This is a genomic window from Candidatus Nitrosopumilus salarius BD31 (assembly GCF_000242875.2).
In the GTDB taxonomy this organism is placed as follows: Archaea; Thermoproteota; Nitrososphaeria; order Nitrososphaerales; family Nitrosopumilaceae; genus Nitrosopumilus; species Nitrosopumilus salarius.
In genome coordinates, this window is sequence record NZ_AEXL02000087.1 from 1 (window position 1) to 16797 (window position 16797).

Here is a 16797-nt window from a genome sequence, read left to right on the forward strand (position 1 = left end):
GAGCATTTTTCATCATAATCGTCTGCTGTCCAATCATCTTCTATTGGCTCAGGTCTATCGGGTTTTCTCTTTGGGTCTATATCCTCAAATGGAAAAAAATTGTCTGAGTTACTCACTTTCGTTTTCACCCTCTTCTTGCTGTGGTTCCTGTCCACAATTTCGTTTTAGTTCTTGCAAGTTGTCAAGACATTCGTTAATCATTTTGTCAATGCCACGAGTCTTTCGACTATTTGCAATACCAGCTACTCTTTCAACTGTTGAAGGTGAAAGATTTGCTTGAATCTTATCTGTCATATTATACGATGAGAAAACGACTTAAAGACCAAATGCATAGGAAATTAACTATGAATGAAAAAGGAGCTGGAAGAAAGCCAAAAGCAAGCATAATGGGAGGCAATGCATTTCTTCCTGTTGAATTATTCAGAATTTCAATTCCTTTAGAATTTACAGAAGGCTCTAAGAAAATACCAAATGCTAGACAACCTATACCTTATTTCTTTTCACAAGATGAAAAAGAAGAATTTGTAAAACTAAATCGTAAGAAAATTGATGATATTCGAGTGGAAAAATGTCCTATTGATTTACCTACTAAATGCCCTAGTTGTGAGAGACTAGGAACTCCATCAATAGTTAATCAAAAAGAAAAATATCGATTAGAAAGAAACTTTGGAAGTTATCCACAAAAACCCGATTATAAGAAACTCGTGTATAACCACAATGAATCTCCTAAGATGTGTAACATCGGAAGATTTGAAATGAATGGAAATCAAATAACAATCAAACTAAAACCCTCTATCAAATCTGACTTATTACATGATAGAAAATTCAGAATAGGTTCATACGAATTCAAAGGAACTATTCATGATTAACCCTTTCAAGTAATTTCAAAACTTCTGACATTTTCGACTCTAGTTCTTGAATTCTCAAATCCTTTTCAGATTCAATTTTGTTCAATTTTAGGCTCAATTTCTCGGCTTTTGATACTGTCAATTCAGGAATAGCCTTAATGAATTCTGCAAAACATTCTTCACGAGTAGGCTTGAGATATACCCCATCTAGACCGTTTTTGTGTGCCATGAGTTTTTCTGCAATATTGGAATTTACTTCATTATTGATTTTCAATATTGTATTGAATCGTTTTCGAAAACCATACATCATGGCTTTATCATAACGATTTCCTGTTTTGATTCGTTCTAGTGGAGCTTTTCTTTCTAAATTAAAGAAAATAGAATTCAATGCTGGAATTGATAAGTAAGTTTCATCTTTGAATCGATTTTTCTTTCTAATTACAAATAATGGGCTTTCAGGCGTTATGTTTTCTCCATTCTTGATTCTTTCATCACGATAAACTTCTAATGCTTTAGAAGATTCTGGTGTTAGAAATGCCCAATATTCTTCATCTGAACCAGCATAACACAATACAGCTTTACAACCATAAGGCATTGAGAAAAGATGTTTGAATTTTAATATCGGGTCAGTAAGAACAGCAGAACGACCACCAATAGAAGCAAAGAAAAGAACCAAAGCTTTAGTTCTTGATTCGTTTGTATAATCAATCATGTTTTGAATTTCTTCATCTGTAAATGGTTTCTCTCCTCCTTTCTTTGTCTTGTCTTTTGGGATTAATCGATTAATAGCTTTAGGATAATACTGAATTCTATTAACATCAAGAAACAAGTAGACAGGTTTTAGATAGCCTCTAACACTTGAACCCTTTACACCTCTACTTGCATGAAACATTACAAAATCTTCTAAATGTCTATCAATTAGTTTAGGGTCTAAATTTACATAATCATCATATCTTGTTTCAAATCCTACAAACTTCATGTAGTTTTTCAAACCTCCTACATACAACTTCAAAGTAGCTTTAGAATCGATAGCATTTTCAAACAAAACTAGGCTTCTTTGCACACTCTTGAACTCATTAACTCGTTTTAATGGCAATGCATAGGAAATCACTTGAGATGGTTTAACACCATTTTGTCAAGAAATCCTTTATTGTTTATCTTTAATTTTCTTAATCGTTTCTAAGACTGAATTGATGGTTTTTAGAATATCTTGTTGTTTTTCATGATCGACCTCAATCTCTAACTCTTTTGATAATCTCTCTAACTTTTTTTCTAAAATTTTTTCAATTGATGATTTTTCTTTATCTGGTACCTTTTCAACATGAATTTCTTTTTTTTCAGGTTCACGCCCACAACTAATGCATAATGCATGCCCTTCTTTCATAACTCGTACCCCTGAACAATACGGACAAGGCTCGCTAAGCAATGTTGCCCCATTCAATAACATGTCTGCAGCTTTTTTTGTGAGATCTTTTGACACTATATTTCTCAAATCTTCTATCTAAAAAATCCGTTTGTTTTTTCATATTTATTGTGCAAACAAGGCTTAATAGTGCGTATAATTGAAATTATTTCGAACGAATGGCGGTAATTTGTAATACTTGTGGTCTTCCAGAAGATCTATGTGCTTGTGGTGAGCTTGCCAAAGACAGTACTAAAATCATCATTCGATTGGAGACTAGACGATTTAAGAAAAAAGGTACAATGATTGAGGGTTTGGATCCTAAATTGAATAATTTGGAAACAGTTGCAAAAGAACTCAAAAACAAATATGCTTGCGGTGGAACTGCTAAAGAAGGATACATCTTTTTACAAGGCGATCATCGGGATACCATTAAGGATACATTGATTCACTTGGGTTTTGCAGAAGATACTATCGAATTACATTAGAACAAATTGCAAAATTCTAATAAAATACTTCAGCTCATTGGAATTCCGTTTACCGCTTTTTTGTCTGTGATTTTCGGTTTGTTGCTTGTTTCTTTCCCTATCGGGATTTATGTTGTATTTGAAAGTGATATTGGTGATGATATTAATTTTGAATATCCTTTAACTCATTTAGAACTTTTTAAGAATACTGATTTCTATCAATCCCCAACGGATGTTAGTATAGGTGATGTCTTTGTTGTTTTGTGGGTTTTTTATATCGTAATATTTGTGATTGCTCTGTTAGGACCTAGACATGGATTTCTTAAATCGATGTCTTCTATTATCTCCTTTGGAAAATACGATGATATCTCAAACTATATGATTGGTGTAACCAAGTGGCTTTCTATTTTAGTTTTAGCGTCAATACTGATTAATTTCATTCAAGAACAATTTGAAATTGACATTGTTCCACCTTTGGCAAATAATGATCTGATTCAGTTTTTTTATGTTAGTCTAGCTCCTATACTGGAAGAATTTGGGTTTCGTCTACTTTTATTGGGTATTCCTTTGTTTATTTTTTATTCTCACAAATTTTCTCTGAAATATTTTTTGAGATGTCTGTGGGCACCAAATATTTTGGATATTCATAATGGCAAAAAAGCTCTCTTCTTGATTGTTTTCGTTGGGGTTCTTTTCGGTTTTGCCCATATTGCATTTGGTGAATCTTGGAGCGAAGGAAAATTTGCTCAAGCCTCTATTAGTGGAATTATACTTGGTTGGGTTTATTTGAGATATGGATTTGTCGCTTCCCTTTTGATTCATTGGGCTACAAATTATTTCATATTTGCATATGCTACCTTTCTTTCACAACTAAATCTTATTTCTATAGAAGATGCATTCTCACATTCATTGATGTCTTCTCTAGAAATATTGTTTATGGTTTCAGGCATCTTGTCGATAGCCGTAATATTTCTAAGTAAATTTTATTCTAAAAAAGAATCTCATTTAGAGATTTAATGCTAACTTCAAACCCTTGTATCTATTTCTGATTGTGACCTCTGTTACTCCTGCAGCTTCTGCTACGTCTCTTTGTGTTTTATTTTCCCCATTCGTAACACATGCAACATACAATGCAGCAGCAGCTAACCCCATAGGATCTTTACCTGCAGAAATTTTTTGTTCTTCTGCTGTCTGTAAAATTTTTGTTGCTTTTCTTTTTGTCTTTTCAGATAACCCTGCTTTACTGGCAATTCTTGAGATGCATTTTACTGGATCAACTACTGGCATCTTCAGATTTAATTCTCTTAACAATAAACGATAGCATCTTGCAATATCTTTGCGTTTTATGTTGCTTGCTTGTCCTATGTCTTTTAAAGTTCTAGGCGTTTCTGTATCTCTACAAGCTGCATATAGTGCTGATGCAATCAATGCTGAAATTGAACGTCCTCTCACCAGTCCTTTTTCAAGTGCTTTTCTGTAAATGTAAGCTGCTTTCTCAATCACTGAATCTCCCACAGCTAGTTTGTCTTTTAGTCTGTCTAATTCACTAAACGCTTGTCTAAAGTTTCTGTCTACTGGTTCATGAACTTGACTTCTGCTGTCCCAGGTTCTTAATCTCTCGATGGTGCTTTTCATTGCTGCAGTAAGTGGCTTACCTGTCGCATCTCTATTTTGCGGGTTAATCACAGTGGCTAATCCCATATCGTGCATGGCAAGTGATGTGGGAACCCCTGCCCTGCTTTTATTTTCACCTTCATTTGAAAATGATCTCCACTCCGGTCCAGATTCTTCCACTTTGTCCGTAATAACAAATCCGCACTTGCCACAAAAATTCTCACCTGTGTTCGCATCCGTTACTAGTGTCCCTTGGCCGCATCTTGGGCATTTGTCTTTTGGATTGATTGTTTTAACCATTTTCTCTCTCAAAACCTTTTATGATGATATTTAACGTTTGCTAATTCATTACTTATAAGCTTGTTGATGATCGATTTTGTAAAAATTATTGAATTTCACTGATTATCTAAAATGGGTTTTATTATATGAAAGTGTGAATTTAAGGCAATAATGGCTAATCAAACGTTAATTCGAGGTGGGATTTTACTAATTTTTTTTGGTGGATTGACTATTCTAATTGGCGGTTTGTCTGAAATGCTTGCAGATTACCTTAGTGTCACCATTCGTTTACTCCATTTACTTTTATGGATTGCAATTTTTGTAGGTATTACATTAATTCTTGTTGGTGCTAAATCTAAGGGAAGACAGTATTGAAAAATAATTGAAACATTGATCTCTTTCTTCAATTTTTATGATTCTAGAATTTTTCTAATCTTTTCTGCAACATCTGGTTTTTCTTTCTGTTCTAAAAGAAATTTTAAATCTTCATTATTGTCTACATCCCACATTATTCTTTTCACAAAAACCATAGCTACATTTAGTGTATGTTCTTTGGCTGTGTTCATGTGGATTTTGTAACTATCTTCATCGTAATGAGTCTCCATCAAATCTACTGGCATTCTTACTAGCGCATTTGTTCCATCAAATCTTCTTGAGGGTACAATAATTGCAAAGTTTGGCGGTGCTTTGTAGTTTAACATAAAATCAATATCTTGAGTTTTGATGTATGGTATGTCTTGAGGAAACACAATTGATGCATGAAAATCATTTTCTAAAAGATACTTGTCTGCAAGTGCAACTGCCCCATTCACACTTTCTTCTTTTTCGTCAATAATTGTTATGGTGTTGAATTTTTCCCCAATCTCTATTGCCTTTTTTTCTTTTGTTACTATGATTGTTTTTTCAATTTGCGGTGATATTGATATGGTGTGCAAAATTTCTTCTAACATAACTTTACATAAATCTTCAATTTTTTGTGGATGTAAATTCAAACGTGTTTTCGCGTTAGAAAATGTCTTTACAGGTATAATTGCAGCTATTTTCAAGTTATACGTGTACTTGTTTTAAGATAAAATTAGCCAATGCATCTTCAGCCAGTTTATTTTTCATAGTAATTTTTGTCTCAAAAACCTTCATATCCAAACTCTGAATTTTCTTCACTAACATTCTATCTTTTGTATCTACAATGATGTTTGAACAAACATCAGAATACATCTTTGCTAATCCATACGCATTTGATTCTATTCCTGCTGCTTGCATGTATTTTGCTGCAGGTCCGCTAATTGCATTGTCTCCTATTAATGGACTGATTGCAACTACTTTTTTCTTAATTTTTGATAATTCTTTTCTAATTCCTTTGATCTGAAGCATCGGTCCTATCGATGTTAATGGATTTCCTGGAGCTATGATCACCATATCTGCATCATGTATTGCATTAACGGCTTCCGGATTTGGACGAGCCTTATCTGCACCAATATATTGAATTCCTAAAACTGGATCTTTTCCTCTATGTTTAACCCAATATTCTTGCAAGTGTAATTCTCCTTTATCTGTAGTTATTCTTGTTTCAATACTGTTATCTGTAACTGGAATGATGTTTGCACTTACTGCAAATTTCTCACACATCCATTTTGTAATGTCACTAAGATTTTTTCCATTCTTTAACATGTTTGTTCTAATGAGGTGTGTTGCAGCATCTCTGTCTCCTACTCTGAACCATGTCTCTTCTCCAAAAACTTCCATCTGTCTCAAAAAATTGAATGTGTCTTTTTTCATTCCCCACCCTCTTTCCTGATCAAGTAAATCTGCTAAACCATAAACTATGGTGTCGATATCTGGACATACATAAAGTCCGTAAAGCCAATAATTATCACCAACATTGCTGATTACGTTTACTTTGGATTCTTGTGCTACTAGTCCTCGGACTAATTTGACTGAACCTGTTCCACCTGCTAAGACTGTAATCATATCATTTTCCTCTAAAACTGAAAATATTGTGAATCATACTCCATATTACTTTTTCAAAAAAATCCCGATCTAGGTAATTAGGATAAGTTTATTACCTTAATTTTCAGAATTTTACTCGTGTCTAGGGCTGTAATTCTAACAGTTTTACTTGCAACTTTCATAATCGTAGGTACAAGCACGCCTGCATGGGCTGCTCAATTAGATGCTAGAATTAATCCTAATAGTGACTCATCACCATTTTCAATGACTTATCTAAAGACTATCTTTATCGAATATCCAAATGGAGGTCAATTATTTGATGAATTACATGAAAAAACATGGACTTTGAGTGGTACTGCTGATATTTCAAATCCTGGCGTGCAGAACTTGATGAAAAGATTAAATGAAAATATTGCTGATGCCGGAAGCCAAGCAAGAATTTCTGATCTTAACGTCCAATATGACATTCATCTAAAAGGCAGAAACATTAACACTTCTGTTGATTACAAAATTATCCTCAAAGGGACTTTGACTGAATATGTAATTACCAAAGATCAAGTTAGAACCCTTATTGATTTGGGATGGAGAGGACTCTCAACAAATCAACAAATTGAAATTGACGGTGTAGATATTAACCATCCAATTAATTTATTCAAAGTAGAGGAACCACTTCTATACAACACGATAGTTGGAACTGATGCTGAAGCGATTTTAAGTAACAATATGATTAATGCTGATTATATTGCAGAACAACCATTAACTAACTGGCACTTTTTGTTTGATCCAACAGGAATCAACGTTGATGCTGGCACATTTGGTTTAGATGAATCTATCTCTGGATTTGTTGTATCTAGCTGGACTATGGGTGAAAGTAGTCTTAGAGAAGGAAGACAAGTTGAACGAGTATTTGAGGCTGAAGTTAACGCTGATCAAAAATATTCTATTAGAACAGTACAGTCTGCAGATCAAGGAAACTTGGCTGCAATTGGTTTTGGCGCATTAGATATTTTAGATGGTGTAGAAATTGCAGGTGTAACCCCAACACCTCCACAAGGTTATGCTACCACGTCCACTGGTGACTTTCCAATTTTCATAGTTTATGGAATGGCAGGTATGGCTGCTATTGCAGGAATTGCATTCTTCTTTGTTAGTAGCAGATCATTGAAAAATGCAGAACAAGGTCAGCAAGGAATTGATCCTAGCAGGTTGGTGGGATATCAAACCAGTGCATCGTCTGGTGGTTATCAAACCAACAGAGGTGAAGCTCAATTAAGAGATGAATCTGATTATCAAAAAACACGAAGTGTCTATGAAGAATCTCAACAACAAAGTCCACCGCCACAAACGGCACCATCATCATCTGAGAATGAGGCCGCATGTGGCTGTGCCGCATCTGCTGAAATTGGTTCAGAATGTGACTGTGTAATGCACGGTTCCTGTCTTTGTGATGGAACTTGTAGATGTAATGCGGATTTATGTAAAGAGCAAGTTCGCTCAATGAGTTAGACTCTCAAGGTTTTTTAAAAAAATTATGTGTGCTGGGAGTAACCCTCCTTCTGTTTTCACGATATTTCGCTTTGCAGCCTACCTGAACTTAGTACAGGCACTTTGAGTTCTGTTTGGCCTTGCTCCATGTGGGTCGGCTTTTTTCATTCCTTTTATGGAAACCTCAGGTTTTGCCATCACTGTGCGCCATATTGGATTTTTTTTCTGCTCCGTTGCCAATCATCTCTGATTATTTATCTCCAAATCACATTTCCTGTAAGGAGGGAGGAGTTTCCTCTGCCGTAGCAGCGTTTCGTGCTCCAGCTCACATGATTTATTGAATATATCGATTGAATTTGAATATTACTTTACAGGTTTTATGCCTATTAGGAATAAAGTTCCAAACTCTCTCTTCCATTTCTTTCTACTTTTCAAGTCTTTGATGTGTTTTGTTTTAACATTAAATCCTGCGTTTTCAAAAAACTTTTTCCATTCTTTCTCTGAATGCAAATGCATCCTAATTTTCATGACGACTGCCCATCTTGCAGTTGCCTTGTTGTCTGTGTAAAAGTCAGTTCCACAGAAAAATACTCCTCCTGGAGTTAATAATTTGTAAATTTTTTGTAATGATTTTTCTATAGAATCAACATAGTATAGTGACTCCATTGAAAAAATATAATTGAATTTTCCTCTATACTTCCATGAATCAATGTCTGTATGAATGAAAATCTCTTTGGTATTCGCTACTTTCTTTTTTGCTTGAACGATCATCTTTTTACTTTTGTCAATTCCAACTGCTTTTTTACAATTTATATGATTTGAGATTTTTCTTACTACCCAACCATTACCACAACCAAAATCTAAAAACGTAAATGACTTATCAAATGAAATTTCATCTAAAAATTTAGATACATTCTTCCCATGTTCTATTTCCATTAGTTCTGCTCTGCCGTTTACTGCCCATTCATCGAATGTCTTTCTTACACCGTCCATTTCTTGTTGTTTTTTGTTTTGCAATTTAATCATCTCACTGATCTTTTGTATGAACGACTTCTACGTACTGCTTATATCTATTTTTGATTTATTTTGTTTGAATAGAATTGCCTGATGAATCATGTCGTAAGTGTGGCGGAAAAATAAGCGAGAATATCAAATGTTCTCATTGTATGCAACCTATCAGCATGATTTGTCTGTCTTGTGCCCATTGCACAACTGAGCAATTCCATTTTATTTGCATGTACAAATCGACCAACCAGACCATAGCTGTGCCAAAAATCAAGTCTGGTGATTATCGTATGGTAATTGCCATGGCTTGATTTTAATAAAAAATCTATTTTCAGTATCATAGCTACCTAAATTTTATTAAAGATGAGCCCAGATTTTGATCTCTATGGGGCAAATTCTGCTAATTTTCAGCCTGATTGCCCTCTTGTTTATGCCAGTCTATGCATCTGCTCAAAGCTCTGACAGAATTACGATTCTTGATAATTTTGGGACTTATGATAATGGCGAACCTATATTCATTTTTGGCAAAGTAGCCAAAGTCTCAGATGACTCTTTTCTCATTATGCAGATAATCAATCCACAAGGTGACATGTGTCAAATCCAGCAACTACTGCCCTTACCTGACGGTGATTTTATTACAGATACTATCCCTCTTAAGGGTCGAATATGTGGAATTCCTGGTACCTATGAGGTGAAACTGTTCTATGGCGACAATTCAAAAACGACATCATTCAAAGTTTCTAGTAATTCATTTTCGGAAATCCCTGAAGACCAAAAAATTACTTTGGCAAAACATCTTCTAGAAAAACAATCCTCGATTATCAATGATGTATTTAATTTATCCACCCCATTATCAAACCAAACTGCAAATACTTTATCTGAATTAGAAAAAGATTATGTTGATTTATGGGATGAGTTTTTTGACGAAGAATTAATCTTTGAAATAAATCCTGTCCTTAGACCGGGTATTTCATCATCACTTGATTCAGTTGAGAAATTGTTAGAACAAGGTGAAATATCTTTTGATATTGCAAAATCCATTGATAGAACTATTTTTGCTGCAATCTTTTATTATGAAATTGATGATAAATCTAAAGCGATTGACTTACTTACAGACGCATTTATCGATATTCGAAATGTGAATCCTGAAAAAATCGTACAGAGAACTGCAACTTTTGATGAATTAGAAGATACGTTACTCAACTTAATGACAAAATCAGATACTGTTATGAGCAGACCTGTAAAGACTGAGATTGGTTTTATCTTTGCAAGGGGCACAGCACCTGTTTATGCAGATGAGATTACACAACTAGTTGATGTATTGTCAAAATCACGTTATCTTGATATTGTATCTAGAAAGCAGAGTGATCTGTACCGATTAGTTCAAAGTGATTGGGAATCCCTCAAAATCTCTTTGATGAGCAAAGAATCTATTGAAGAACTCTTGCAATCTCATCAACGTGTAAGTGACTTGCACTCTGCATCTCTTTTACTGAGAGAACTAGATGATGTTGAGCGCTTTATTTCGTCAAATTCTACTGACAATAGTGAATTAGCAAACCTAATCATGCCTGGCTGGAAGACTTTGGAGAATGATTTAGCATTGGCAACTTCAGTTGATGATATTCTTGAATCTGAATCTGAAATATCTGTTATGGCTCAGGTCATTGACATTTCTAATAGAATTAACAAAAGTGTAGAAATTTCACAATCTACTGGAATCGACTCCGGCTTAGTTTCTGATTGGAGACTATTGTTAGATAGAATAGAAAATTCGGATTCAATTGATGAGATTTTAGAAATTGTATCCGAATTTGACAAATCCATGACGGCTCTGCGAGAAAAACGTAATCCTCTGATAGTTTTGGAATATCAATACAATGCTATGAAAGAAAAAGCTGAACTTCAGGCAGATTATCAAAATTTGTATTTGATTGACAATGCTTTGAAAATTTTGAACACTGCAAAACAAATGGAGTCAGGGAATCCCTCAATTACTAGAATTGATAGAATTGAAGTTTTGCTAACATGGGTTAGTGAAAAAGCGCCACAAATCAAAGCAGATCTTGATTCCTATGACAAGGATGCCTTTAAAATTCGTGCAAGTGATATTTTACAGAGAGCAAAGTCGATAGAGAATCTTGTGGATCTAAGTATTACAAAGAATCGTTTCTTACCTAACTATCTAGAATTTACTGAAACCTTTAATGAAAAAATTGATAGAGTGAGAGATCTTGTTATTCAAAATGATTTAGAAGAAGCTGATGATTTGGTACGCCAATTATTTGACGAATGGACTCAAGTTTCTGGTGCCTATGCAAAGGATCCATATGGTTCAGAAGTTGGATACACGGCTGATGAAATAAAACGAATTGAGTTTAGAAAGAAACTTGATGGCTTTTCTAACACTGTATCTACATTTTACAATGCAGGGTTCTCTGAGTATGTTGACCAGTATAATCAAATGATGGATGAGGCATACAGGCTAATTGAGATTGCAAATTTTGTTGATGCTGAGGATAAAATTATCGAAATTGGTAATTACCTAAGTGAATATTTGGTTCTAAGGGATCCTAGCATAATTTACGATATCTCATTTGACCCTGAAAAAAATATCTGGGTGATTACTGGCGCTACTGAAAAATCAATCTTTGATAGAAGGGAGAATCTCTATGTTACTGTGTATAACATGGATGGAACAAAACATAGTAGTATGAAATTTACTGATACTAAACAAGGTGACTTTTTTACACAATGGGTTGCACCAGCAGATCCTGGTCTGTATGTTGTAATGTTACAATACAAAGACTCTAAGGCAACTCAAATTGTTCATGTTAAGGAGAAATTTGATTTCCAATATGACAAAGCAAATCTGAACATGGTTGATCTGGCTCGTGATTTTGAAGACCTTGAATCTTTCGCAAAAAGATTTGGGGGTGAAAGTTTTGATGAGAATCCGCGATTTTCAGATGTGATTAATGATCTTGAAATCGGATTTGCGAATCGAGATGCAGAAAATGTTAATGAAAAACTAGGTGAGTTAAAACACGATATCGATAGGTATCTTCCAATTCGTTCTCGTGTTGCAATAATAGAGGCAAACTATGACGATGATAAACTAATGGTTTCTGGAGCAGTTCAAAAGGCTATTGCGTTCAGAGAAGATCTGTTTGTTGATGTATATAATCAAAAAGGCGAACATGTAGAGGAGATTGCACTAAAGGATAACTCTTCAGGTTTGTTTAATGAAGTTATATCAAAATCATTTGAATCTGGGGTATATGTGGTACAATTGCAATATCATGATGTGGTAGTAACTGACTTTTTTATTGTCAAGTAGTTTTCCCTTTAACTAGATTGAATAGTTGTCTCACTGCAAGTTTTGGATGATGTGTTGCCAGTTTGATCATGTTTGATAACCCAAACTCTGCTTTGATAAAATCGAGAAACTCTTCAGGTTTCAGTTCTTTTATGATGTCTAACTCTTTATCCCAATCACTATCAGTTAACCCTATCCATCTGTCTTGAACTTTTCCTGCTGAATTGATTTTGGATTCGATTTCTTTTCGCCAAGTTGCTTCGTACGGAAAAAGAGATTTTTCATCTGTGTTCCCAGACTTTATTGCGTCTGATGATACTTTTCCTGCAACTCTTCCGTATTTTATTGCGTATCTGATCCCTTCTAGTACCAGAGGATTTGCTTGTCCTGCTGAATCTCCAACTAAAATTAGATTGTTAAAAACAGTTTTTCTTGACAATCCATCATTCGGAATCAGCCCATAATGAAATTCTATTGGAGTTATTTTCCCTAGTTTTTTTATTGGACCCGTTTTTTCCTCCATTAATTCTTTGAGTCTCTGCGTGGGGTCTACATTTGATTCTGGTTTTCCCACGCCTACTCCGATCCTCACAATATTGTTTCCTAATGGAAAAATCCACGCATATCCTGCTGGTGAATACTGTTCGCCTACCATCAACCACCATGTATCTGAATCCACTTTCTCGACTTTTACTTCGTATTCAGCCCCAGCACCAAATCTCTTCCATTGTGTAACAAAACCCATTGCTTTAGATACTGATGAAGTAAACCCACTAGCATCAATCACCATTTTGGAATGAAATGTAGTTTTTCCTTTTGGGCCTGTACCTCTCACTCCTACAATATCACCTGTCTCATTTTTGATGACATCATTTACGTTCATCTTAACAAAAATATCTGCCCCTGCTTTTTCTGCTTCATGTGCTAACCATCGGTATGTTTTCCTTACATCCAGCACTGCAGCTCTTGCTACTGAATCACTAATTGTTACTTCGTTATTTGGAGAACAAAACGAAAATTTTCTGATTGGATTGTAACAATCATCAGGAATTCCAAATTCTTTGATGTTTTGAATCCAAGTGACCCCACTGGTTCTAACGGTTTCTGCAATTGAATTTTCTTTTTCAAGTAAGGCTACTTTAACTCCATTTTTAGCTGCTGCCAAAGCTGCTGATGATCCTGCAGGCCCTGCTCCAACAATTACTAAATCATAATGATATTCTTCAGACAATTAATCTAAATCATAATTGTCTAGGATATAATTTTGAGGTATGTGATCTATTATTTTTTTAACACTGGATTGCCTTCACTGTCATTTTCTCTTTCAGAATCAAAAGTTTCCATATGTTGAGGATCTCTATGCATAAAACTATGAGTTTTACCTTCAGTTTTTCTGCAAAACTTTGAATGAATCGTCTCTTCTATCTTCAATGTAGTCTCATTTTCATGAAATAGGCGTTTTCCGCAATCTGGACATATTAATTCAGGCATAATTTCAGTCATCATTAAATCTATTTAGATGTTTCAGGTTCTTTGGTTGCTGTTTTGGGCAATTTTATCCTAAACTTTAGATGTTAAGCAAACCATAATCCTATATGGATGAATCTGAATTACTATCTTTTACTATGTGGTTTGCAATAACCGGAATTATTATGATAGTCACTGGTCTTAGCTATAAGGCATACTTGGGGAAAAAGAATGATGAGATCCCTTCATCTTGAGAAAAAAGGTATACGCGGACTAGCAATTGCAGAAAGCTTCAAACCCAATTCAACCATGTCTATTCTATCTGGAATTGTCATGCGTCGAGATTTCATGATTGATGATTTTGTATTTGGATACACGACGTTAGAAGGTAATGATGCAACCGATATGATCTTAAAGATGTATGCAAAACTTGGCAGAACTGATATTAATTATATTTTGATTTCTGGATTGATAATTTCAATGTATAATATCATAGACATTGAAAAGTTATTTCGTTCTCTAAAAATTCCAATAATTAGTGTTACCTACAAAGATTCGTTAGGAATTGAAGAATCGCTAAAACATCATTTTCCAACTTCATATGCCTCTAAAATTAATGCATACCAAAAATTAGGCAGACGTGAAAAAATTACTCTTAGCACCTCATATGATATTTTCGTTAGAAATGAAGGTTGTACTATAAGTGATGTGAAATACCTTTTGGATAAAATCACATTACAAGGAACTGTTCCCGAACCTGTACGTGTATCACAATTATTAGCAAAGAGAATTCTTCAGAAAGAATTATTATCCTTCTGAAGCTGTTTTTCCACCATCTACGTTTAGAACAGTGCCTGTAACCCAATTAGCTTCATCTGATGCTAAGTAGAGTACTGCATTTGCTACGTCTACTGGTTCTCCTATTCTTGCAAGTGGTAATCTTTCTTCAAGAACTTTTCTAGCTTGCGGATCATCGAGATATGGTTTTATCATTCCGGAATTAATAATTCCTGGATTTACACAATTACATCTGATGTTTTGTCTTGCATATTCTACTGCAATTGATTTTGTAAACATGGATATTGCTGCCTTTGTTGATGAATAGACTGCCAAATGAACTCTGGGGATTGCACGTTCACTTGAAATAGAACCTACATTTACAATGACCCCGCTTTTAACATCTGACATTTTTGAAAGTACTGCCTTTGTCATATGAAATACTCCTAGCAAATTAACGTCTATGAGTTTTTTAATTTCAGAATCTTGCATTTCGTGAAAGTGTATGGGATCGTTGATTGCTCCTGCGTTATTTACTAAAATGTCAATTTTTCCATATGTGTCCATAATCTGGTTAACTGTCTGTAATGTTTGTGATTCGTTAGTTAAATCACATGAAATAGATGCAGTAAGTGCCTCATTTCCAATTTCTTTCCTTGTCTTCTCTAATTCTTCTAAATTTCTTGCAATTAGGATTACTTTGGAACCTTCTTCGGTAAACCTCTTTACTATTCCTTTACCAATGTCACTTGATGCCCCTGTAACGATGGCCACTTTATCTTTTAATCTCATACAATGTTGATAAATTCGTAACTTATAGAATTTTTGTTAAATTCCATTCGTAATTTTGGTTTATTCCTACTCATTGATTTTTTTGATATATTCTGCTATGCTTGTGTAATCCATATTCCCAAACCCTGCTTTTACAGCATTTTCATAGATCTCTTCTGCTTTTTTGATCATTGGTAATTCCACTCCTAATGATTTGGCAGCATACGTCATTGTATTGATATCTTTTTTTAGATTTGCTAGAGTAAATGTCACTTCGTATTTTCCATCTATCATCCTGAATGCTTTATTTTCACTCATACCTGTTTTGAAGTATGTAGTGTTTAAAATTTCCAGAAATATTTTTGGGTCAACATTCGCTTTTTTAACTAACGTGATTCCTTCAGACAATGCAAGTGCAAGCATTGTTATTTGCAGATTCATAGCTAACTTGATTGTATGTGCTACCCCGCTTTCTCCTAAGAAAAACACTTTGCTTGCGATTATTTCAAAAATATTTTTACAGTCATCAAAACTTTTTTTATTCCCCGATACCATCATGACTAAATTACCCGTAATTGCAACGTTAGGTCCTCCCATAACTGGAATGTCTAGTTTATTGATATTATATTCTTGAAACATTTTTGAAATATTTTTGGATTCTGTTGGATCAATTGTACTCATATCTGCAACAATCAATTTATCATGATTTCCTTCGACAATGCCATCCTTTTCAAATGATATTTTTTTTACAGCATCTGCATCTCTTACTATTATTATGACTAATTCTGAATTCTCTGCAACTTCTTTTGGAGATGATGCTATCTTTACTCCTTTTTCTTTTAATTGAAATGTTTTTTCTTTTGTTCTGTTATATGCTGTTACGCTAAATCCTGAATTCACTAAATGTGATGCAACTGCATTTCCCAACATCCCGATTCCTATCACTCCAATTTTTTTCATTGTTTTTCATTCCTTCTTTTAATGTCGTTCCTCATTTTGAATTTCCCATTGACTGTTGCCAAATCTTGATGCAACAAATTCTAATTGGCCTATTGTTTTGTCACCTCTTTTAACTTTGGCAAAATCAAATTTTTTCATTCTGATGAGTTTCTCTTTTGGTTTATACCCTCCCTCTATGACTTTAACTTTGAATCTTTTACTTGCTTTGATTATCATTTTTCTTGCAATCTGTACGTCTCCCATCCATGAAAACATTTCAAAATCACCAAAATTCTTTGTAGATATGTTGTATCCATACAATCTTGCTTCAAGTTTTATTGATTGAGATTTTGCCTGATCATTCAACCATGAGACTACTTCCTCACCGTGCCCCTTTTCAACTCCAAATGTTTCTGAATCCCGCATCTACACAAACTCACAATTTCAATCAATAATAATCATTTTCAAATTGATGTT

At 34.4% G+C, this 16797-nt stretch carries 20 protein-coding genes and 1 other RNA gene; 8 read left to right on the top strand and 13 right to left on the bottom strand.

Annotated features, from left to right (window positions below):
• Positions 1-108: 108 nt before the first annotated feature.
• Entirely contained in the window at positions 109-294 is a 186-nt protein-coding gene (locus tag BD31_RS03935; RefSeq protein WP_008298958.1) for a hypothetical protein, read from the bottom strand.
• Between the two features lie 50 nt (positions 295-344).
• Between BD31_RS03935 and BD31_RS03940 the strand changes: the two genes are divergently transcribed.
• The gene (locus BD31_RS03940) at positions 345-869 is read left to right on the top strand and encodes a hypothetical protein (protein ID WP_008298987.1); all 525 of its coding nucleotides are present in this window, start codon (positions 345-347) and stop codon (positions 867-869) included.
• Here the strand turns inward: BD31_RS03940 and BD31_RS03945 are convergent.
• Together BD31_RS03945 and BD31_RS03950 are read right to left on the bottom strand one after the other, a co-directional pair.
• Positions 856-1911 carry a hypothetical protein gene (locus BD31_RS03945; protein ID WP_008298965.1) on the bottom strand — a complete coding sequence of 352 codons (1056 nt, stop codon included), beginning with the start codon at positions 1909-1911 and terminating at the stop codon, positions 856-858. The genes BD31_RS03940 and BD31_RS03945 overlap by 14 nt on opposite strands.
• 84 nt (positions 1912-1995) lie before the next feature.
• Complete coding sequence (locus tag BD31_RS03950; protein ID WP_008299020.1) at positions 1996-2328, bottom strand: Sjogren's syndrome/scleroderma autoantigen 1 family protein; 333 nt, start codon at positions 2326-2328, stop codon at positions 1996-1998.
• A gap of 101 nt (positions 2329-2429) precedes the next feature.
• Between BD31_RS03950 and yciH the strand changes: the two genes are divergently transcribed.
• Entirely contained in the window at positions 2430-2738 is a 309-nt protein-coding gene (gene yciH, locus BD31_RS03955; protein WP_008298941.1) for a stress response translation initiation inhibitor YciH, read from the top strand.
• Between the two features lie 6 nt (positions 2739-2744).
• Positions 2745-3734, top strand: coding sequence for a CPBP family intramembrane glutamic endopeptidase (locus BD31_RS03960; RefSeq protein ID WP_008298995.1), 990 nt, complete (start codon positions 2745-2747; stop codon positions 3732-3734).
• Here BD31_RS03960 and BD31_RS03965 read toward each other — a convergent pair.
• A complete protein-coding gene (locus tag BD31_RS03965; RefSeq protein WP_008298945.1) occupies positions 3723-4631 on the bottom strand; it encodes a transcription initiation factor IIB in 909 nt (302 codons plus the stop codon). The genes BD31_RS03960 and BD31_RS03965 overlap by 12 nt on opposite strands.
• A 150-nt stretch (positions 4632-4781) precedes the next feature.
• On the opposite strand from BD31_RS03965, the gene BD31_RS03970 reads away from it, so the two are divergent.
• A complete protein-coding gene (locus BD31_RS03970; RefSeq protein ID WP_008298925.1) occupies positions 4782-4985 on the top strand; it encodes a hypothetical protein in 204 nt (67 codons plus the stop codon).
• A 35-nt stretch (positions 4986-5020) separates the two neighbouring features.
• Here the strand turns inward: BD31_RS03970 and cofC are convergent, their stop codons facing one another.
• The gene (cofC, locus tag BD31_RS03975; RefSeq protein WP_008298961.1) at positions 5021-5656 is read right to left on the bottom strand and encodes a 2-phospho-L-lactate guanylyltransferase; all 636 of its coding nucleotides are present in this window, start codon (positions 5654-5656) and stop codon (positions 5021-5023) included.
• 1 nt (position 5657) lies between these two features.
• Positions 5658-6578 (bottom strand): 2-phospho-L-lactate transferase, encoded by a 921-nt coding sequence (cofD, locus tag BD31_RS03980; protein WP_008298975.1) that lies wholly within the window; start codon positions 6576-6578, stop codon positions 5658-5660.
• 117 nt (positions 6579-6695) lie between these two features.
• On the opposite strand from cofD, the gene BD31_RS03985 reads away from it, so the two are divergent.
• Positions 6696-8063 carry a hypothetical protein gene (locus BD31_RS03985; protein WP_008299012.1) on the top strand — a complete coding sequence of 456 codons (1368 nt, stop codon included), beginning with the start codon at positions 6696-6698 and terminating at the stop codon, positions 8061-8063.
• A gap of 27 nt (positions 8064-8090) precedes the next feature.
• On the opposite strand, the gene rnpB is transcribed toward BD31_RS03985, so the two are convergent.
• Positions 8091-8371, bottom strand: an RNA gene (rnpB, locus tag BD31_RS09670) — RNase P RNA component.
• 34 nt (positions 8372-8405) lie between these two features.
• The gene (locus BD31_RS03990) at positions 8406-9035 is read right to left on the bottom strand and encodes a class I SAM-dependent methyltransferase (RefSeq protein ID WP_048097437.1); all 630 of its coding nucleotides are present in this window, start codon (positions 9033-9035) and stop codon (positions 8406-8408) included.
• A gap of 442 nt (positions 9036-9477) precedes the next feature.
• On the opposite strand from BD31_RS03990, the gene BD31_RS04000 reads away from it, so the two are divergent.
• On the top strand, positions 9478-12387 hold the full coding sequence (locus BD31_RS04000) for a hypothetical protein (RefSeq protein ID WP_008299034.1): 2910 nt from the start codon (positions 9478-9480) through the stop codon (positions 12385-12387).
• Here BD31_RS04000 and BD31_RS04005 read toward each other — a convergent pair.
• Together BD31_RS04005 and BD31_RS04010 are read right to left on the bottom strand one after the other, a co-directional pair.
• Positions 12380-13597, bottom strand: coding sequence for an NAD(P)/FAD-dependent oxidoreductase (locus BD31_RS04005; protein ID WP_008299046.1), 1218 nt, complete (start codon positions 13595-13597; stop codon positions 12380-12382). The two genes, BD31_RS04000 and BD31_RS04005, sit on opposite strands and share 8 nt — an antisense overlap.
• Before the next feature lie 50 nt (positions 13598-13647).
• Positions 13648-13857, bottom strand: coding sequence for a hypothetical protein (locus BD31_RS04010; protein ID WP_048097438.1), 210 nt, complete (start codon positions 13855-13857; stop codon positions 13648-13650).
• A gap of 104 nt (positions 13858-13961) precedes the next feature.
• Here BD31_RS04010 and BD31_RS11010 point away from each other — a divergent pair, with 104 nt between their 5' ends.
• Positions 13962-14087 (top strand): hypothetical protein, encoded by a 126-nt coding sequence (locus tag BD31_RS11010; RefSeq protein ID WP_008298949.1) that lies wholly within the window; start codon positions 13962-13964, stop codon positions 14085-14087.
• Positions 14065-14652 (top strand): endonuclease dU, encoded by a 588-nt coding sequence (locus BD31_RS04015; RefSeq protein WP_238536060.1) that lies wholly within the window; start codon positions 14065-14067, stop codon positions 14650-14652. The genes BD31_RS11010 and BD31_RS04015 overlap by 23 nt, the downstream gene beginning before the upstream one ends.
• Here the strand turns inward: BD31_RS04015 and BD31_RS04020 are convergent.
• The 3 genes from BD31_RS04020 to BD31_RS04030 form a co-directional block, all read right to left on the bottom strand.
• Positions 14641-15402: an SDR family NAD(P)-dependent oxidoreductase gene (locus BD31_RS04020; protein WP_008299029.1), complete on the bottom strand. Its 762-nt coding sequence runs from the start codon at positions 15400-15402 to the stop codon at positions 14641-14643. The genes BD31_RS04015 and BD31_RS04020 overlap by 12 nt on opposite strands.
• A 66-nt stretch (positions 15403-15468) precedes the next feature.
• Positions 15469-16341 carry an NAD(P)-dependent oxidoreductase gene (locus BD31_RS04025; RefSeq protein ID WP_008299027.1) on the bottom strand — a complete coding sequence of 291 codons (873 nt, stop codon included), beginning with the start codon at positions 16339-16341 and terminating at the stop codon, positions 15469-15471.
• 18 nt (positions 16342-16359) lie between these two features.
• The gene (locus BD31_RS04030; RefSeq protein ID WP_008298989.1) at positions 16360-16746 is read right to left on the bottom strand and encodes a hypothetical protein; all 387 of its coding nucleotides are present in this window, start codon (positions 16744-16746) and stop codon (positions 16360-16362) included.
• Between the last annotated feature and the right edge of the window lie 51 nt (positions 16747-16797).